16 protein-coding genes are annotated in these 14,763 nt (G+C 43.6%); 13 read left to right on the forward strand and 3 right to left on the reverse strand.

The window, feature by feature from the left end; genetic code table 11:
- Window positions 1–18: 18 nt before the first annotated feature.
- Together NWE73_RS08860 and NWE73_RS08865 are read left to right on the forward strand one after the other, a co-directional pair.
- Window positions 19–429, forward strand: coding sequence for a hypothetical protein (locus tag NWE73_RS08860; protein ID WP_277577951.1), 411 nt, complete (start codon window positions 19–21; stop codon window positions 427–429).
- A 185-nt stretch (window positions 430–614) separates the two neighbouring features.
- On the forward strand, window positions 615–1,232 hold the full coding sequence (locus tag NWE73_RS08865) for a hypothetical protein (RefSeq protein ID WP_277577952.1): 618 nt from the start codon (window positions 615–617) through the stop codon (window positions 1,230–1,232).
- A gap of 24 nt (window positions 1,233–1,256) precedes the next feature.
- Here the strand turns inward: NWE73_RS08865 and NWE73_RS08870 are convergent, their stop codons facing one another.
- Complete coding sequence (locus tag NWE73_RS08870; RefSeq protein WP_277577953.1) at window positions 1,257–2,690, reverse strand: M48 family metallopeptidase; 1,434 nt, start codon at window positions 2,688–2,690, stop codon at window positions 1,257–1,259.
- 224 nt (window positions 2,691–2,914) lie between these two features.
- Here NWE73_RS08870 and NWE73_RS08875 point away from each other — a divergent pair, with 224 nt between their 5' ends.
- Together NWE73_RS08875 and NWE73_RS08880 are read left to right on the forward strand one after the other, a co-directional pair.
- Window positions 2,915–3,202 (forward strand): hypothetical protein, encoded by a 288-nt coding sequence (locus NWE73_RS08875; protein WP_277577954.1) that lies wholly within the window; start codon window positions 2,915–2,917, stop codon window positions 3,200–3,202.
- A 478-nt stretch (window positions 3,203–3,680) separates the two neighbouring features.
- Entirely contained in the window at window positions 3,681–4,088 is a 408-nt protein-coding gene (locus tag NWE73_RS08880) for a GFA family protein (protein WP_277577955.1), read from the forward strand.
- 161 nt (window positions 4,089–4,249) lie between these two features.
- Here NWE73_RS08880 and NWE73_RS08885 read toward each other — a convergent pair whose 3' ends face one another.
- Window positions 4,250–4,786 carry a metalloregulator ArsR/SmtB family transcription factor gene (locus tag NWE73_RS08885; RefSeq protein WP_277577956.1) on the reverse strand — a complete coding sequence of 179 codons (537 nt, stop codon included), beginning with the start codon at window positions 4,784–4,786 and terminating at the stop codon, window positions 4,250–4,252.
- The gene (locus NWE73_RS08890) at window positions 4,786–5,172 is read right to left on the reverse strand and encodes a hypothetical protein (RefSeq protein ID WP_277577957.1); all 387 of its coding nucleotides are present in this window, start codon (window positions 5,170–5,172) and stop codon (window positions 4,786–4,788) included. The genes NWE73_RS08885 and NWE73_RS08890 overlap by 1 nt, the downstream gene beginning before the upstream one ends.
- A gap of 447 nt (window positions 5,173–5,619) precedes the next feature.
- On the opposite strand from NWE73_RS08890, the gene NWE73_RS08895 reads away from it, so the two are divergent.
- The 9 genes from NWE73_RS08895 (at window position 5,620) to NWE73_RS08935 (ending at window position 14,588) form a co-directional block, all read left to right on the forward strand.
- A complete protein-coding gene (locus tag NWE73_RS08895) occupies window positions 5,620–6,108 on the forward strand; it encodes a hypothetical protein (protein ID WP_277577958.1) in 489 nt (162 codons plus the stop codon).
- 208 nt (window positions 6,109–6,316) lie between these two features.
- Window positions 6,317–7,276, forward strand: coding sequence for a hypothetical protein (locus NWE73_RS08900; protein ID WP_277577959.1), 960 nt, complete (start codon window positions 6,317–6,319; stop codon window positions 7,274–7,276).
- Between the two features lie 661 nt (window positions 7,277–7,937).
- Window positions 7,938–10,232, forward strand: a complete 2,295-nt coding sequence (locus NWE73_RS08905) for a TraG/VirB4 family ATPase (protein ID WP_277577960.1) — start codon at window positions 7,938–7,940, stop codon at window positions 10,230–10,232.
- A gap of 190 nt (window positions 10,233–10,422) precedes the next feature.
- Window positions 10,423–11,175, forward strand: a complete 753-nt coding sequence (locus tag NWE73_RS08910) for a hypothetical protein (protein WP_277577961.1) — start codon at window positions 10,423–10,425, stop codon at window positions 11,173–11,175.
- Between the two features lie 109 nt (window positions 11,176–11,284).
- Complete coding sequence (locus tag NWE73_RS08915; RefSeq protein WP_277577962.1) at window positions 11,285–11,947, forward strand: hypothetical protein; 663 nt, start codon at window positions 11,285–11,287, stop codon at window positions 11,945–11,947.
- 92 nt (window positions 11,948–12,039) lie between these two features.
- Window positions 12,040–12,651 (forward strand): hypothetical protein, encoded by a 612-nt coding sequence (locus NWE73_RS08920; protein ID WP_277577963.1) that lies wholly within the window; start codon window positions 12,040–12,042, stop codon window positions 12,649–12,651.
- Window positions 12,648–13,208 (forward strand): VirB8/TrbF family protein, encoded by a 561-nt coding sequence (locus NWE73_RS08925; RefSeq protein ID WP_277577964.1) that lies wholly within the window; start codon window positions 12,648–12,650, stop codon window positions 13,206–13,208. Before NWE73_RS08920 ends, NWE73_RS08925 begins: the two co-directional genes overlap by 4 nt.
- Window positions 13,174–13,812 (forward strand): hypothetical protein, encoded by a 639-nt coding sequence (locus tag NWE73_RS08930; protein WP_277577965.1) that lies wholly within the window; start codon window positions 13,174–13,176, stop codon window positions 13,810–13,812. Before NWE73_RS08925 ends, NWE73_RS08930 begins: the two co-directional genes overlap by 35 nt.
- On the forward strand, window positions 13,812–14,588 hold the full coding sequence (locus tag NWE73_RS08935; protein WP_277577966.1) for a hypothetical protein: 777 nt from the start codon (window positions 13,812–13,814) through the stop codon (window positions 14,586–14,588). Before NWE73_RS08930 ends, NWE73_RS08935 begins: the two co-directional genes overlap by 1 nt.
- The last annotated feature ends 175 nt before the right edge of the window (window positions 14,589–14,763 follow it).

Below are 14,763 nucleotides of genomic sequence, written 5' to 3' on the forward strand. Positions count from 1 at the left end.
CTTTGAATGGAGAATTTTATGAGAATTTTGGGAGTTATCTTAGTTTTGGTTTCATCATACGCAAATGCTGGAACTGATGTAGTAGGAGTTTGGTCTTCTCAAACTGGCACTCTTTGTGAATCTTCTGGTGAAACTATTGAGCGTTGGGAGTCTTTAAGTTTCAAAAGCGAAACTGAATATACACAAACCTTCTCCTTTGGATTCACAGGTAGTATATGCCAAAGTTCATTCAGCGGACAATATACCTATACTCAAAACGAGATTACATTTGGAGCATCTGCTGGTTACACAGGATGTAACGGAAAAACTGAAAGTATGAATGTTAGCCAGCGTAAAGCTGTGTTTTCATTAGCCGGTGACAGTTTAATTATTACGATCCCAAGTGAGAATTGTGGCAACTTGAAAACTACTTACAAGAAAGTTCAATAGCCGTTTAGAATTAAAAATAAGATCATCAAACCAGGATTTAAGTTGAATGCAAATCATAAAGGCGCTGAATAGATTGTTCAGTGCCTTTTTCTTTTTGTGGGTCCGATGCAATGATGGATTTTCCGGACGTCTTTCTCTTTCAATTCTTATCTGTCGCTGGAATACAATTCGCTACTCCCAATTTTATGGAAAGTTTTAAAATTGGCTTATATCCCTCATTAGTTATCCCAAGGTTGATAAAAAGAGCACGGACGGCTGGCGGAGTTACTTCAGCTTTCAAGCCTCCGGCTTTGCAGCACTGTTCGCGATTTACGGTAGTTACTTCAGTTTTCGCACGAGGAACCGCTGCTGCAACACTGTGCCTTGCGGCCGGTTGTGCGACGACGACTTCTGGCAAGGTCTATCAGAATATGGTGCTCGGGGGGGCGGCTGGAGTTGCTTATGGGTCGTCGCAGTCTGACTATAAAGGAACACAAGCTGCTTTGTATGGATCGCTAGGGGCGGCTATTGCGGCGGCTACTACGATCTATTTTGAAGATCCCGATAAGACTGAAATCAAACTCCGAAATGAAGTGAATACTCTGAAAGCTAAGCTTGATCACATTAGTGAGCCGAAGCTTGTGGGATCAGTGCCGGCCACCTTCGGCGCGAGAATTCCGGTAAAGTATCGTCAGCTTGTTCAACCCGGAGAGTGGAAAGTCTATGAAACAGATACTTGGGTAGAGGAGTCCGAAAACAGACTTATTCATCAAGATAAAATTATGGAACTAATACCCCCGGTTTTGATACCAGGAGGAACGTAATTAGGCCTACGATGCTGTTGAGTTCTATGCAGATTCTGGCTCAAAAAGCTTGTCGAGGTCTATGAAGCCTTGTCTTCCAAGTTGTCCATATCTAATTGTTGAAAGTTCTTCTTCCAGCTCATTTGATTTATCAATGAGACATTCCGCAGTTACTGCGGGTGGTTCAGTGGTGATTGATTGAAAGTCAACTCCAACTCTAGTTACACGATTTATTAATGGTGGGTGTGAATCAAAGGGATGCATTTGATCTTCATCATTCACTAATATTCTAACGTCTTCCGAATTCACAGTGCTAAATAGATTTCTTAATGCCAAGGGAATATTAGAGAGAACTCGTTTTTCTTCAGCAAGACTCTTGATCTTGTCATGGATTGGTGACCAGAATGCTCCAATAGCGACGCTTTTAATTAGTGCGCTGGCAAAAATTCGATTGCTAGTTAAGTTAACCGCTAAGTCATCAGCAGACTCTTCTCTAGTTCTATTGTGGTGAGCGTGTGAAGATCTAAAGCAAAGGTTGAAAAATGAAACCATGATCGTGGTGGGCAAAGCCGCAATATACCCAACGTTGTTGTTGATGTTCTGGCCGGCCGATTCCAAAAGGCTTTGTGTATTTTCAAGGCGCTTGAAAATAGGACTGTAGTGGATAGAAAACAGAGTATCCAGGCCTTTAAAATGGCCAAATTCATGGAGTAATATAGATTTAAATTCGTCCAAGGATAGGGATTTGACTATTGATGCTGAAATGAAGAGGCTTCTTCCTTTGCATAAACCATCCAAAGTATTCACGCTGCATTCAGTGACGAAGAAGTTTGGCTCAAGGCCGATTAGAATGTTATTAGGAGGTTGGACTCCAGCTTCAATAGCTATTTTGCGTACCTCCTCCCATAGTTTTGGCTGCTCTGAAGGAAACATCCTTTTTGCCACTACAGTTAGGGTTGAGCTTCGGATTAAACCCAATGAGTTTTTGCAAATTTGAAAAACCAAATATGCGGCACCGAGTGCGAGAATTCCTGTGAGTTTAGGTAGATAGTATCCAATAAAATATGATGGGATAAAGTATGAAGCAGAGACTAAAATTGCAGCATTTGCAATTACGGATCCGCAAACTAGGAATGTAAAAGCGAATATTCCGAACTTAAAACTTAGTAGATGCAGCATTCGGCTAAACTTTGTAGCCCAGCCCATGACTGCAAATAACAAGAGGGTAATGAACAAGGTTCCAGAAACTATAATGCACGCGATTTCGAAATTTTCCAAGTCATTGTCAAGAGTGCAAACTTGCTGTAGAGCCTGTCCAAGTTCAGAATTGTTTAAAGTCGAAACTTTGGGGCAGAGACTAGTTAACTCTAAGTCGTAATCATTAAGTTCAGATTGGGTTACGCCTGACTTTTCAAGAAGCGTTGTTAAGCTTTTTTTTGTCTTCGTCGCACTGTATGACTTCATTGCTGCTGAACCCATGAGTCCCAAGATAGGGATGGTGCTGCAAATAAGAAAGGTAACAATAAATCTTTTAAACAAGTATTTGGTCATAAAACATATATCGGTTTATCCATATTTTTCTTTAAGAGATCATGTCTTTAAACTGGGATGCTTTTCGAAACTCGGACATGGATTTGCTTTTAGTTGATTTATAAGTGCGCATGTATTTGGTACAGAAGTCACTGGAGTGAGGTCATTTATATATGAAGCTATCCTTGTGTCTTATAATAGGAATTATTTGTTTGATCTTTGTTGAACCTGTGCTTGCTCGGGATCTTGTGGATGCGGCGGCTTCGGCGCAGGCGTCGTTTACGCGCATTGGGATTGCGGCGATTAGTATCGGCATCACTATCGGAGGAATTTTATTCGCCATAGGAATGGGGATGTGGGGACGCCTTGTTTTGGTGAGTGGGTTTATTGGGGCATTGGCTATATTAGGTGGGCCAGCAGCGATTTCACTAGTAGCAAGATTCTTCGGCGTCGGCTTGTGAGGTCGATGAAAAGCGGTCGTCTCCTTTGTTGTCAGCACTCCGACTGTCCTCGACGGGCCGGACGGCCACAGAGTGGAAAGCCGGAGGCTTGCAACTGAAGTAGCTGGTTCAACTACGTTCTCCTCGGCTCCCGCCGCAATACGCCTGCGGGAATCGGAGCGCCTCCGCCGCGGATACAACCGCTTTTGATCAACCTGCGTAAATAAGGGCAGGAGAAAATAAAGGGCTTTTGATCATCCTCGGGTATTTGTGGGAAAGAATAAAATAAACCTATAGTAAAAAATCCGGAAAGGTCTGAGGACGCGTCGAAGACTGTGGACGAACCCGAGTTTCATGTCCTTTTATTCGCGGAGTGAGGAAGAGGGCATCGCCAACAGTTTTGTCCTCGTTGTCATGTTGTCAGTACGTTTATGAGCATTTAGGGTTCTAAAAGCATTACTTTGTTGCTCGCGCGAAAGAATTTTGTGAAACTTAAATGATGAGCGATATACATACAGGTTCGTGCCAATGTAAAAATGTTTATTACGAAATCAATGGTAGCTTCGAGTCCTTCTATCTATGCCACTGCTCGTATTGCCAGAAAGATTCGGGTTCTGCTCATTCGGCCAATTTATTTTCGACAGCAGCTGCGCTTAAGTGGATAACCGGGCAAGATAAAGTTAAAACTTTTAATATCCCCTCTACTAGACATGTAAAAAGTTTTTGCGTTGAATGCGGATCTGCTTTGCCGAACCTACAGATGGAGGGAAAACTCTTAGTGGTTCCGGCAGGAAGCCTTGATTCAAAAATTTCTTTAAAACCCAATGCACATATCTTTTGCGCTAGCCGTGCTAACTGGGACGTTGATTTAGAAACCGTGAAGAAATTTGAAAATTTTCCGTCGTAGTTTCTGATATAAAATACTGGATTTCGTTGCAGCAAATTGTTTAAATAGCTCTGACTTAAAAGCAGCGTTTCCTTAACAGTATCGCCAACAGTTTTTCCTCGGAATCAGGTAGTAAGTGCATTTATTGACGTTTTGGAGTCTAAAAGTATTAGACTTCTGACTTATTTTCGGTATTTTCCATCTTGGAGTTTGATCAGCCCACCGCTGGTCATCTCAGTAATAAGCAGTCCTGGATCTGGATAAATTTCTGCGAGCAAGTCCTTCAGCTCCAACTGAGTGTAAGACTTGTTCGTGGCAAGACTTTCAGAGACGCGAGTGAGAACCCATTCGCGTTTCATTTTTTGTGAAGGAATTTTGATCAGTTTTCCGTACTTGAAGAAAGACTTTAGAACTTTATCTTTATATTGCTCTTCGACCTTGTCTTGCTCTTTGAGTTTTACCCCAGCTTCAAGTACCAACTCTTTGAGTGTCATTTCTGCAAAGTCAGAGACCGCAGAATAAATCGTATAGTATTGATCTTTCTTAGATGAAACCAGTCCCGCTTCCACCAACTTTTTTAAGTGAAACGATACAGTGGAAGGGGCGAGTTTTAGGCGCTCAGAGATTACTTCAATATAGGCATCTCTTTCCAACAAAAGTCGAAAGATATTGATGCGTGATTCATCCGAGAGCGCTTTGAGAATATTGAGACTTTGCATTAGTGAGTGCGAGCTCCATGAAGACTACGACGAACGTGATCTAAAAAGGCAATTTGAATTTTGCCAATTTCAACTTCATTCGTGACATCATGTTTAAAGCTAGTCACAAGTTTTTGAGTAAAGTCCAATTCCATTTTCTCAAGCAAGTTCTTCAAGGCAAAATACGCGCGATCCTCTTGGGGATGATCTTCAACTTCGGCAAGAGCGGGGAAGTTGACGCCACTTCTTACAGCATCAGCGTACTTGTCAGCCATTGTAAGATAGATATTTGAAAGCGAATCGATAATTTTTCCTTCCACCGTGGAATCCAATTTTCCGCGAGAGAAAGACTTCATGTCAGTCTGAACCTTTTTGATGCGTTCTTTAAAAACATCCTTATTAAACATAACAACCTCTTTGTGTGATTCGATAAGTATCGAAATAAAGATTGGTTGTCAATGGGTATAATTCGACACTTATCGAATTAGTTTTACAGCCCCTTGAAAAGAAATTGGCTCCCTATGGCATGCGGCGAGGTATATATTTGTCCTCAATCCGAGCACAAATATATACCTCTTAGCTCTTATTCGAGTTCACGGTTTCTGAAATTGAGATCAACTGAAAAGCGCCTCTTTTGTACTTGTTTTTAAACTAGCAAATGCTCAGAAACACGGTGACTAATAATCACCGCGTTTTTTTTATGATTGGAGCTGCTTCAGTTTCCGCAATGTTCCGCATGGCGGGTGTCTGGTGGTCAGTGCGTTTATGGTCAATTTAGAGCCTAAAAACATTGGGTTATTGACAACATAGCAAGCTGGTGCAAGCATCCCGCAAAATTATGAAAGGGAATCAAAGTGAAGTCATTATTAGTACTGAGCTTATTATTTTTCGCAGTTTCCGCGAATGCATCACCCACAAACAACTTCTTCGCAAAGTGCTCCTTAAATTTACGTCTAAAAAACACCGATGCACTTGAGCTTCGCTATAACGGCCTTAATCACATCAAGGTGAATATGATTAAGATCGATGATTTCAGATATGAATTAAATTTTGAAGTTCCTCTTGATGCTGATGAGACCGGAGTGAGCTTTCGTATCATCCAAAATCAGAAGGCGGTCTTATGGATGAGCTCCAAGCCAGCACCTTATCTTGATGCTCCTGTATTCAATAACGGCACAGAGAATGTTTGGACAATATATTCAGAAATTTCATCAATCGAGGGAGACACTTTTTATACTTACTCTCCTGTAACAACTGCAGATATCGCAAATTCGTTACCAGCTGCATTTAAGTTACCTAGTGCAGGTGTAAATTATGCTACATTGGCTTGCTATCACGATTAAAAGCACTTGTTTTTAAACCAATAAACATTCAGAAGCGCGGTGACTAATAATCACCGCGTTTTTTTATGATTCGATCTGCTTCAGTTTCCGCAATGTTCCGCATGGCGGGTATCTGGTGGTCAGTGCGTTTATGGTCAATTTGGAGTCTAAAAGCATTGGATTTAGAGTCGAGCAGGTCTTGGGTACGACTATTGCACAAGGAAATAGTATGTTGAAAAGAAACCTTCAATCTCAGAAATACATCGCTGGGGTGTCAATAGTATTGGCACTTATATGCCCATCTTGGGCCTATGCTATTAATGAGATTTCTGCAAGGGACATACTCTCAAAAGAATTTCTCACTGAGACCGACACGCGTACTGTTGGCGAAGGCCTTGCAAACTATATTTTTAATGCAAATGATAAAGGAAGTACAGCTGGCGAGGTTGAGTATGATTTCCTCAAAAAATCAGAACTCTTGATTATTTTCAGATCTGAACACCTTGAGCCTATTCTTCGGGAAGGTTTTCTTAATATCCATGATACCCAAGTTTCAAGTTTAGGTTATCCATTATTTCTTGAAGAACTTCCAAGACAGAGAGCCAAACATGAAGATGCTTTGCTTGGATTGAAGATTGAACGAAGTTATAAGTTAAAACCTGGAAATCCCATTAATAAAATCAGGCCTAAGTATGCATTACTTCAGCTTACAGATTCCGTAGAACTTGGAAAATGGCAAACTTCGGGTTCGATGTATGGGGATATAATAGCAGTGCTAAAACCAGAGACGAAACGTCGGGCAACTTGGACTTATGCCGATACTCTCGCCAATAAAAAGCTGCGACCAAGTTCATTTAATCGAAAATCTATTCAACCGCAAACATCTGGTAGCAATCAGTGCTACTTGGAAGCCCAAATTTGGGGAGAATTGGACATTAAAGATGTTTCTCATTTTCTAGTGGATGCCGCCACTATGAGTAACCAAACGCTCGAGCTTCTAAAGTCGACAGGACTTCCAATCTATCAACGAACTCGTGTGGTAGAGTACAATAGAACGATGTTTAAAAAAGACCGTTTATTACACCCTGGTGACGCGACTAAAATTGCATCGTTGCAAAACCAACTCAGAGAATCTTGGAAGGGTTTGAAAAATAGATTGAATCTACGATGCGAAAAGGTTTTCAACTAGCTGAACAAAACCACTTGTTTGTGAAATATTAAAAAACCTAAATAGCGCTGACTAATAATCAGTGCTATTTTTTTTGTCCGAATTCTGAAGGTGCAAAACTTAATATCTTCTTTATGGCCTTGCATGAAATTCGCTAAAGCCTCTGTTTGGAGGTTTTATGAAAGTACATAGTGCAAGGTTCTTAACGATCGGCGTAGCAGGATGCTACCCCGAAGTGACAACCCGAAGGGGAGAGGGCAGGAGCCCGATCCAGCTAAAGCGAGTTGAGGTGGCGTATGAAGGTGCATAGTGCACGCCTCCTCAACGAGCGAACCGGCTGGTTCGGCCTTTCAGTTTTGGATTTAGCGATTGTAGGTTATTCGCTCATTTTTTCCGATTCGATTCTTCGACCATTTGGTTTTGAGCTTGGGGCCTTTCTGATTGCGGGGGGCGTCTTTCTAGTTCTGTTGAATATTCGTCTTCGAAGTCGTCCGAAAACTATTAGGGACTTTCTGCGATTTAAGTTTTCTCCTTCACTTCTAAATCCCCAGATTGATCAAAAGGTGGCGGGTGCGCGGCGCAGGGCTTTTTCCGAAACGGAGTCGTATGTACAAATACGTCAAAGTGAAGGAGAAAGCCCTGCAACAAAGCAGACGCCATCTTTTCATCACACGAGCACTCGATGATTCCAATTCTATCGGAGATAAAAACTTATAAAGAGCTCATCATTTGGAAAACAACTGATGGAATCATCGGGTGCGGCTTCGATCTGGTCAGTTGTGATCCCGAGTTGGATGATGTTGCTTCATTTCAAAAGAGGTTGAATCAGGCGCTAAGGCAGCTCGATCCAAGTATCGTTTGTCGATTGGAGCTGTCGTCGGAGGAGTCCTATGATTTGGATAAAGCTTATCCGAGGGCGCTGGCTTTGAATGAGTTGGGTTTTGTTCGAAATCGATTGCGCCTTTATTTGGATGTGGTTCCTGGGTTTCGGCTTTTTAGGAAAAGCCGGGGGATGGACCCGTTTGAGGTTTTGCATGCGGCCTATTTGAATCTCAAAGGCTTTGGTATCGAGGCGGTAGGCCTCAGCAAGAATGAAATCGTTACGCTGTTTGATCGCGGGTCCAGTGATTGGGTGCTGTCCGGTCGGTCTATCGAAACGGGAACGGAAAGTATCGGCGTGGTCCGGCTAAAGAAACAGCCGGATTCTGAATTCGATTGGGCCGATTTCATGGAAGTCGTTGAAGAGTTGCCAAGGCCTTTTAGCTTAAGCACTTCGTTTGCTAGACTGTCGGAGGCGTCAGCCAAGATCTTGCTTGAGAAGAAGCTCAAGCAGCTTGAGGGGGCGAAAGATGTGGGTTCAAGCGTTCAGCGCGAAAGCGCTTTGCTTGCGTTGAAGGAAAACTTTAAGTCTGGGGTGCAGTTCTTTGAAATGGAAGTCCTAGTTACTTTAAAAAGACCTAGCCCTGAAACTTTAAGTGCTTCTTTAAGAGAAGCTCAATCAACATTGTCGCTCTTCTCCGAAGCTCAGATTGAAACTTTCGGGGTTCTGCCGAGCTTTGTAGCTTCGCTTCCCGGGAGTCGGCAACACGTAGTTCTCGTGGAGAATGAGGCAGCACTTCTCAATCAGTTGCCGATGTATTCATGTTCTACTTTAAGTTCAGTAAACCCAGCGAGATCGCTTAGTTTGCTTCGGTCGAACAACTCACTCTTCCATTTTGATCTATTTGATCCTCAGTTCAATGCATTTAATTCAATTATCGTTGGACCTAGTGGTCGGGGGAAGTCGGTCTTGGCGGGGATGCTTTCGACGGCTTTACTTAACGACAATAATGTCCATGTCATCAAAATCGACGTGGGTGGTTCGCACTCAAAAGAGTGCGAACTTCTCGGAGGACAAGAGTTTTCATTGAGTTTAGATAAGAGCTCCGGATTGAACCCTCTCTCGGTGATCGCGTTACATAATCGCGCGTCAGCGAGCAGTGTTGGAGGGGCGGTAGTCACGGAAACTGAAGCAGCATCCGACAACGACAAGTTGGCCATCGTATCCAAATTCCTCATGGTCTTGATTCAAGAGCAGGGGGAGGTCACTTTAAGTAAAGACCTTCGATCTCAAGTTGAGGAGTGCGTAAGGGCTTATATTGATTTAAAACCCGAAGCTCCGTGTCTTCAGGATTTCTACGACAAGATATCTAATTTCCCGCGCCGAAATCTTTTAAGGCGCTGGGTACGTGGTGGACTCTATGAGAGGGCGTTCGCCGCGGATGCGGGGAGAATGAACGACCACCGGGAGGGAATTGAACCAGCGGAGTTGCTTCAGTTTCGCGCCGACGGCGCTTCGCTCTGCTCCCATCCGGGCCTTCAGCTTCCGACCTCTGGAACTCCACACTGCGCGCGTTTGCGGTATTTTAACTTCTCTCAAGTATTTCAGGCAAGTGACCCGGAGTTCGCGGTCGCGGGCTTTGCCGCACTTTTAGCGGAACTCAATTCTCAAGTCTTGATTCAAGACGAAAGAAGAATAGTTCTAATGCTCGATGAAGTTCCATTCTTTATTAAGTATTGCTTTGAGCTGATTAAGTTTACGGCGGCTAATATGCGGAAATATGGCCATGCGGTGGTTTGTATCTCGCAATTGCTGGGGGATCTTATCGTAAATGGAGATAGAGGGATTATTGAAAACAGCCCACAGCGTTTTCTATTCGCCGTAGATGGCGACACGAAGGAGTTTCAGGAGGCAACCGGGTTGCAGGAGCACCACATGGATGTGGTGAACGGACTTCAGAGTATTCCTGGCGTTAAATCCGAAGTATTTTTCAAGACTGATGCGGGAGGAGTGAAGTTGGTGAGCAAGATCACTCGACAGGAGTATTGGGAAAAAACCTCATCGAAAACCGATAAGGAGAAAATGGCACAGCTTTTAAGGGCGGTGCCGGGGTTGACGATGAGGGAGGCGATCTACTGTCTTTCTATAGAAAAGTAAGCGTCATTTATCAAGCGGTATCAACCGGAAGGCCAGAGCTGATTATCCAATAAATACAGGGGTGTAAATATTTTGGGCACTGGACGATCTCTCACATAGGGCTTAAGTGAATAGGCATCGTTTTTTATAAGGTACGAATCTTGTAAAGTAGATCGCGCATAACAAATGGTCTAATTATTTTGGAGCTTCTATGACGGTCTCATTTAAATTGTTTGCATTGTTTCTATCAACTTCGATTATCGCCGGTTGTAATGTGGCGAAGGTTCCAGACGTTAAGGTTCCTGATGTTAAACTAGACGCCGACACCGAGAAACTTCTTAGTTCTATGTATACATGTGATAAGAAAGATTCAGAACTGGATCTTTCGAGATTTGATCAAAGAGATGCTTTGATTGTTAGAGATAAAATTGAAAGCAAACAGCTTGTGTTTGTTGATTGCAAAGGTAATAAAACTGCATTTGGCATGGCGCCTACTCGCAAGTTAAATCAGTTCATTACAGTTGAAGCTCCTTCTGAATTGAAGGAAAAAGTTAACTTCGTTCAAATCGAGAATTCAAGAACTTGTTCGGTTCAAAAAGTCGATGCAAAGGATGATAGTCTTCTTGAAGAACAAATCATTGAAGTTTCTGGTCAAGATCCAATTAAATTGCCAGGTCCAACCTCTACAGCTTTGGGTATCTCTGGAAAAATGAAGATTCTCTTATCTGACGATACGATGAAGTTTGCTTCATTGTATCTAAATGTTCATGACAATAATAATACACTTAAGATTAGTTACTATGGCAAATGTCTAAAATACAGAGACGTGAAGAACGAAAAGCTGGGTGAATCATACAACTGCTTAGAAGCTGATCTTCTTGGTGAAACGCAAATGTTGGTTTCAGTTAAAATTGAACGTCCCGAGGTTGCTGGGACTGTAGAACGAAACACCTGCACTAAGTAAATTTCTCGGACGGTGTTGTAGAACAAGGTTCGGACATCAATTAAGAACAAATCAAATTTAAAGTTAGAATGGAAAGTGCTTCCGATGAAAGTCGGAGGCATTTTTTATTTTGAGCACACTCAAGGCTGAAAGTTGTTTAGATATTAGGACATATTTATGTCTATTTCCCAGCCGCTGGTGGCGGCTCTGCATTTGTTCGACCGCGAGTCTAACCATTTCATTGTCGGGATCAAAGGGTCTTGCCTTTGACCCAACTACTTTGGCGAGCGGTCTCACTGGTGCCTTCGGCACCATAGACGAAACTATTGGGGTAGGCTTCGCCTTGTCTGACTTACTGGGGGAGTTGGATGTATCTCCGGAGAGTGAGGAGGAGGTGCGGAAGGCGGTTGGAGAGTTGGAGAAACTTAATTCGCGGGTGGGGGAGGTGAATGCCAACTCGCGCGAGGTGCATCAACTGCTTCAAGCTGACCTTTCCCGCGCTAAATCCCTACAGGAAAAACTTCGTGCTATTAAGACTATGATTGCGGCCTCTAAACGGATTGCCGAAGTCATGGGCTTTCGGCCCAAGGCGGGGTCGTACGCGGCACAGGTGCAGCAACTAAAAATCAACTCCATGATCCTCGATGAACTCCAAGCCATCCGCCGCCAGATGTTTCTCTCTTCGCTCGAAGAGCGTCAGAACAAAGCCCGAAGGTCTATTCTGCTTGAAAGCATTGTTGAGCAAGAGAGAGAGAAAAGCTTAACGCCTTCGGGCTTGCGTGGGGTGCTGTGAGCCCAATGGACAATCTACTCCTTGAGGAGAGCCTTAAACTGTTCACGCAGACTTCTGTGATTGTGTCTTCCTTTGTGGGAGTTGTCTTTATAATGCGAACAGTGTTTTTGTCTGCGACCATTTCAGGGGCGCATGAATATTCAGCTCTGTTTAAAGATGTCATAACTTTCTTTGGTTTGATCGCGCTTTTTCCTATGCTGATCAAACTTCTGCTTGGATCAGTGGCAATTCTATCCGCTAAGATCTCCTACACTCAAATCGATGGCGTGCAAAGTACACTTGAGAAGTTTCTAAAAGAGCTTAACGGCGATTCGGTGATCTTTGAAGTTCTAGGAAAGATCGGCGACATCGCCATTCAAATCTTCGTGCAAAGCATTTACTCAGTGCTGATTGCAGTATTGCTGGCCGTTGCGCCAGTGTTTATATTTACGAGCACTATCTTAAAACTCTCAAACGGCATTCAAGCCTACTTTCAAAGTCTACTCGCTATGGCTCTCTGGCCGGTCTTGTGGAATCTCCTAGGAGTTTTGGGAAAGGCTCTATGGCCCCATTTCCAGGAGTCCCCAATTCGGACGGTGATATTCTGGGGAGTGATTCAACTGTTACAACTCCTGTCACCCATCTTTTGCATAGTATTGTTCCGCAGTATGAGCTCGACCGGCGTAATTAGCGCCGCCGTTAAAGCCGTAGGAATGGGATTATGATCAAGTTACTCTATAAATCCAAACTCTTAAGAGAAAGCATTCTCTATTGGCTGTCTTTCATTGCATTGTTGTTGTGGGCCGTAACGGCAACTGCATGGGCAGTGCTCAAGAGTGACAAAACAGTTCTCATTGGTATTGATGAGGCTGGGACGAGAATAATCACTACTAGTAGTGACCGCTTAGTTCAATCAGAACTGAAGGCATTTCTTAAATACTTCTTTGAAATGTACTATAGCTACAATGAGCTCAACTTCAACGAGCGTATGAGTCTTTCCACTGATCTATTTAGTAATGACCTGTGGGCATTACAGCGGGATAAAATTGCTCAGCTAGGAGTAAATCTAAAGAAAACACCGCTCTCTCAAAGTGCTGAGATTCAGTCCATAGATAGAATAGACAATTCTAAAATCGAAGCAATCTTGCTGTTAACGATTCGCTCGAGAATGAGTGAGCAGAAAGTAAGGCTAAAGGTCATTCTTTCTTATAGGAGATCAGAAAGAACTGAGAAAAACCCTTGGGGTTATGAAGTGGATGAACTGTCAGATGCGACTCTCTAGCGCTTATAAAATGACTGGGGCTTTTGTTGCTCGGTCGAGCCGCTTGTGCGAAATACTCTTAGTATTCCTCCGCGCAACTCTCCCTCGCGTCGCGGCCTCAGCCATTTTCTTGCTCGCTATGGGATTGGGGAATGATTCAAGCGCAGGACAAAAAGAAATCAAAAGAATTTCATCTATCAGCAAGGATTTAAGTCAGGTGAAGAAGATCTATCTTCATGCAGGTTTGGTGAGCACGGTGGAGTTTAAGCAAGCGGTCATTGGAGTGAAGGTGGGGAATACTGATAGCATTAAGGCAGAAATATCACCAAGTAATCCTAAAGAAGTGACGTTGAGGCTTAAACATCAGAATGCAGAGCCGACCAATATGATCGTAAGAGTCGATAGACACGTCTATGTGTTCGACTTAATTCCGAGTAAAACGAGCCACCAGGACTACGTCCTGATCAGGGGTAGTTTTGGATTTCCACAATCCGAAACTGCCAAGGAACGTTCCAAGATAAGCGCGGGACTGAATGCCAGCGAAGCGCACGACAGAGGAGTTATAATTCAGTCCCGCGCTCCGAAATCAAAATTAATAGAATCAGTAAAATTAGGAGACGAATAATGGGTATCATAATTTTTCTGATTTCAATTTCCTTTGCTCGAGAGAGTTTATTTCGCGCTACACCGCGCACAGAGGTGAGTGTGCCATCAGCACGCGGAAATGAAGTAGCTCAAAAGCCAGTACCGAAGCAGCCACCGCGAAAGGCAGTATCTACTTCGGTGAGAGGTAATTTAGATAAGGAGATCCTTGTGATCTCCAAATATAAAGTAGAAGACTCTGCCGAAATCACCCCCAAAGAGCGAGTAGGCCTGAAATTTAAGGGCCTAAGAGTAGGCGAGGTGCTAAGCGCTGAGATCACGGAAGAAGTGACAGTCTATCCAGACAGCAAGACGCCCGTCAGAGCTACGGTTTCGAGTGGCAAACTCAAAGGCGCCATCCTAGTAGGCGAAGCGACCTTGGAGAAAAACTCTAAAAAAGTTCTTATCAACTTTAAACAAATCCGCCAAAACAAGGGCGAAGACCTCTATCAACTCGCCGGGTATTCGCTCATAGAAGGCGAATATCACAGCAATGAAAAGAAATTCTTCATAGCAGAATTCTTAAGTGCGGCAGCTGCAGGTATCGCCGATGCCAGTATCAACAGGTCGCAAAATGTCTTGGGCAATTATGTGGAAGAGCCGAGCTTAGATACCACAGGGAAGAAGGCGTTGGGGGCGGCACTTAATAAGAGTGCCGAACGGTTGGCGGAGAAGCAACGAAGTGCGCCGGAGTTTACGGTGGTTGGTGAGGTGACGGGGATCTCAATCCTAATCACCGACCAACCAAGCACTCTTTGAGGTCGATGAAAATGGGTCATCTGCTTTGTTGTCGGCGCTTCGGCTATCCTCGACGTATTATCAAATACGCCTCTGGGAACCAAAGCACCTCCGCCGCGCACCTAACCTATTTTGATCAACCGGGACTACAGTTATCTCAAATTGAGACGTCGATAGTTTGATCCCGGGAAGCAAT

The organism is Bdellovibrio svalbardensis (assembly GCF_029531655.1).
Lineage (GTDB): Bacteria > Bdellovibrionota > Bdellovibrionia > Bdellovibrionales > Bdellovibrionaceae > Bdellovibrio > Bdellovibrio svalbardensis.

Coding starts and splice junctions, on each gene's coding strand:
- NWE73_RS08890 (WP_277577957.1), bottom strand. CDS start 5,172: ATGTTTAATAAGGATGTTTTTAAAGAACGCATCAAAAAGGTTCAGACT.
- NWE73_RS08905 (WP_277577960.1), top strand. CDS start 7,938: ATGATTCCAATTCTATCGGAGATAAAAACTTATAAAGAGCTCATCATT.
- NWE73_RS08920 (WP_277577963.1), top strand. CDS start 12,040: ATGCGAACAGTGTTTTTGTCTGCGACCATTTCAGGGGCGCATGAATAT.
- NWE73_RS08900 (WP_277577959.1), top strand. CDS start 6,317: ATGTTGAAAAGAAACCTTCAATCTCAGAAATACATCGCTGGGGTGTCA.
- NWE73_RS08865 (WP_277577952.1), top strand. CDS start 615: ATGGAAAGTTTTAAAATTGGCTTATATCCCTCATTAGTTATCCCAAGG.
- NWE73_RS08910 (WP_277577961.1), top strand. CDS start 10,423: ATGACGGTCTCATTTAAATTGTTTGCATTGTTTCTATCAACTTCGATT.
- NWE73_RS08925 (WP_277577964.1), top strand. CDS start 12,648: ATGATCAAGTTACTCTATAAATCCAAACTCTTAAGAGAAAGCATTCTC.
- NWE73_RS08885 (WP_277577956.1), bottom strand. CDS start 4,786: ATGCAAAGTCTCAATATTCTCAAAGCGCTCTCGGATGAATCACGCATC.
- NWE73_RS08930 (WP_277577965.1), top strand. CDS start 13,174: ATGAAGTGGATGAACTGTCAGATGCGACTCTCTAGCGCTTATAAAATG.
- NWE73_RS08880 (WP_277577955.1), top strand. CDS start 3,681: ATGAGCGATATACATACAGGTTCGTGCCAATGTAAAAATGTTTATTAC.
- NWE73_RS08860 (WP_277577951.1), top strand. CDS start 19: ATGAGAATTTTGGGAGTTATCTTAGTTTTGGTTTCATCATACGCAAAT.
- NWE73_RS08935 (WP_277577966.1), top strand. CDS start 13,812: ATGGGTATCATAATTTTTCTGATTTCAATTTCCTTTGCTCGAGAGAGT.
- NWE73_RS08870 (WP_277577953.1), bottom strand. CDS start 2,690: ATGGGTTCAGCAGCAATGAAGTCATACAGTGCGACGAAGACAAAAAAA.
- NWE73_RS08875 (WP_277577954.1), top strand. CDS start 2,915: ATGAAGCTATCCTTGTGTCTTATAATAGGAATTATTTGTTTGATCTTT.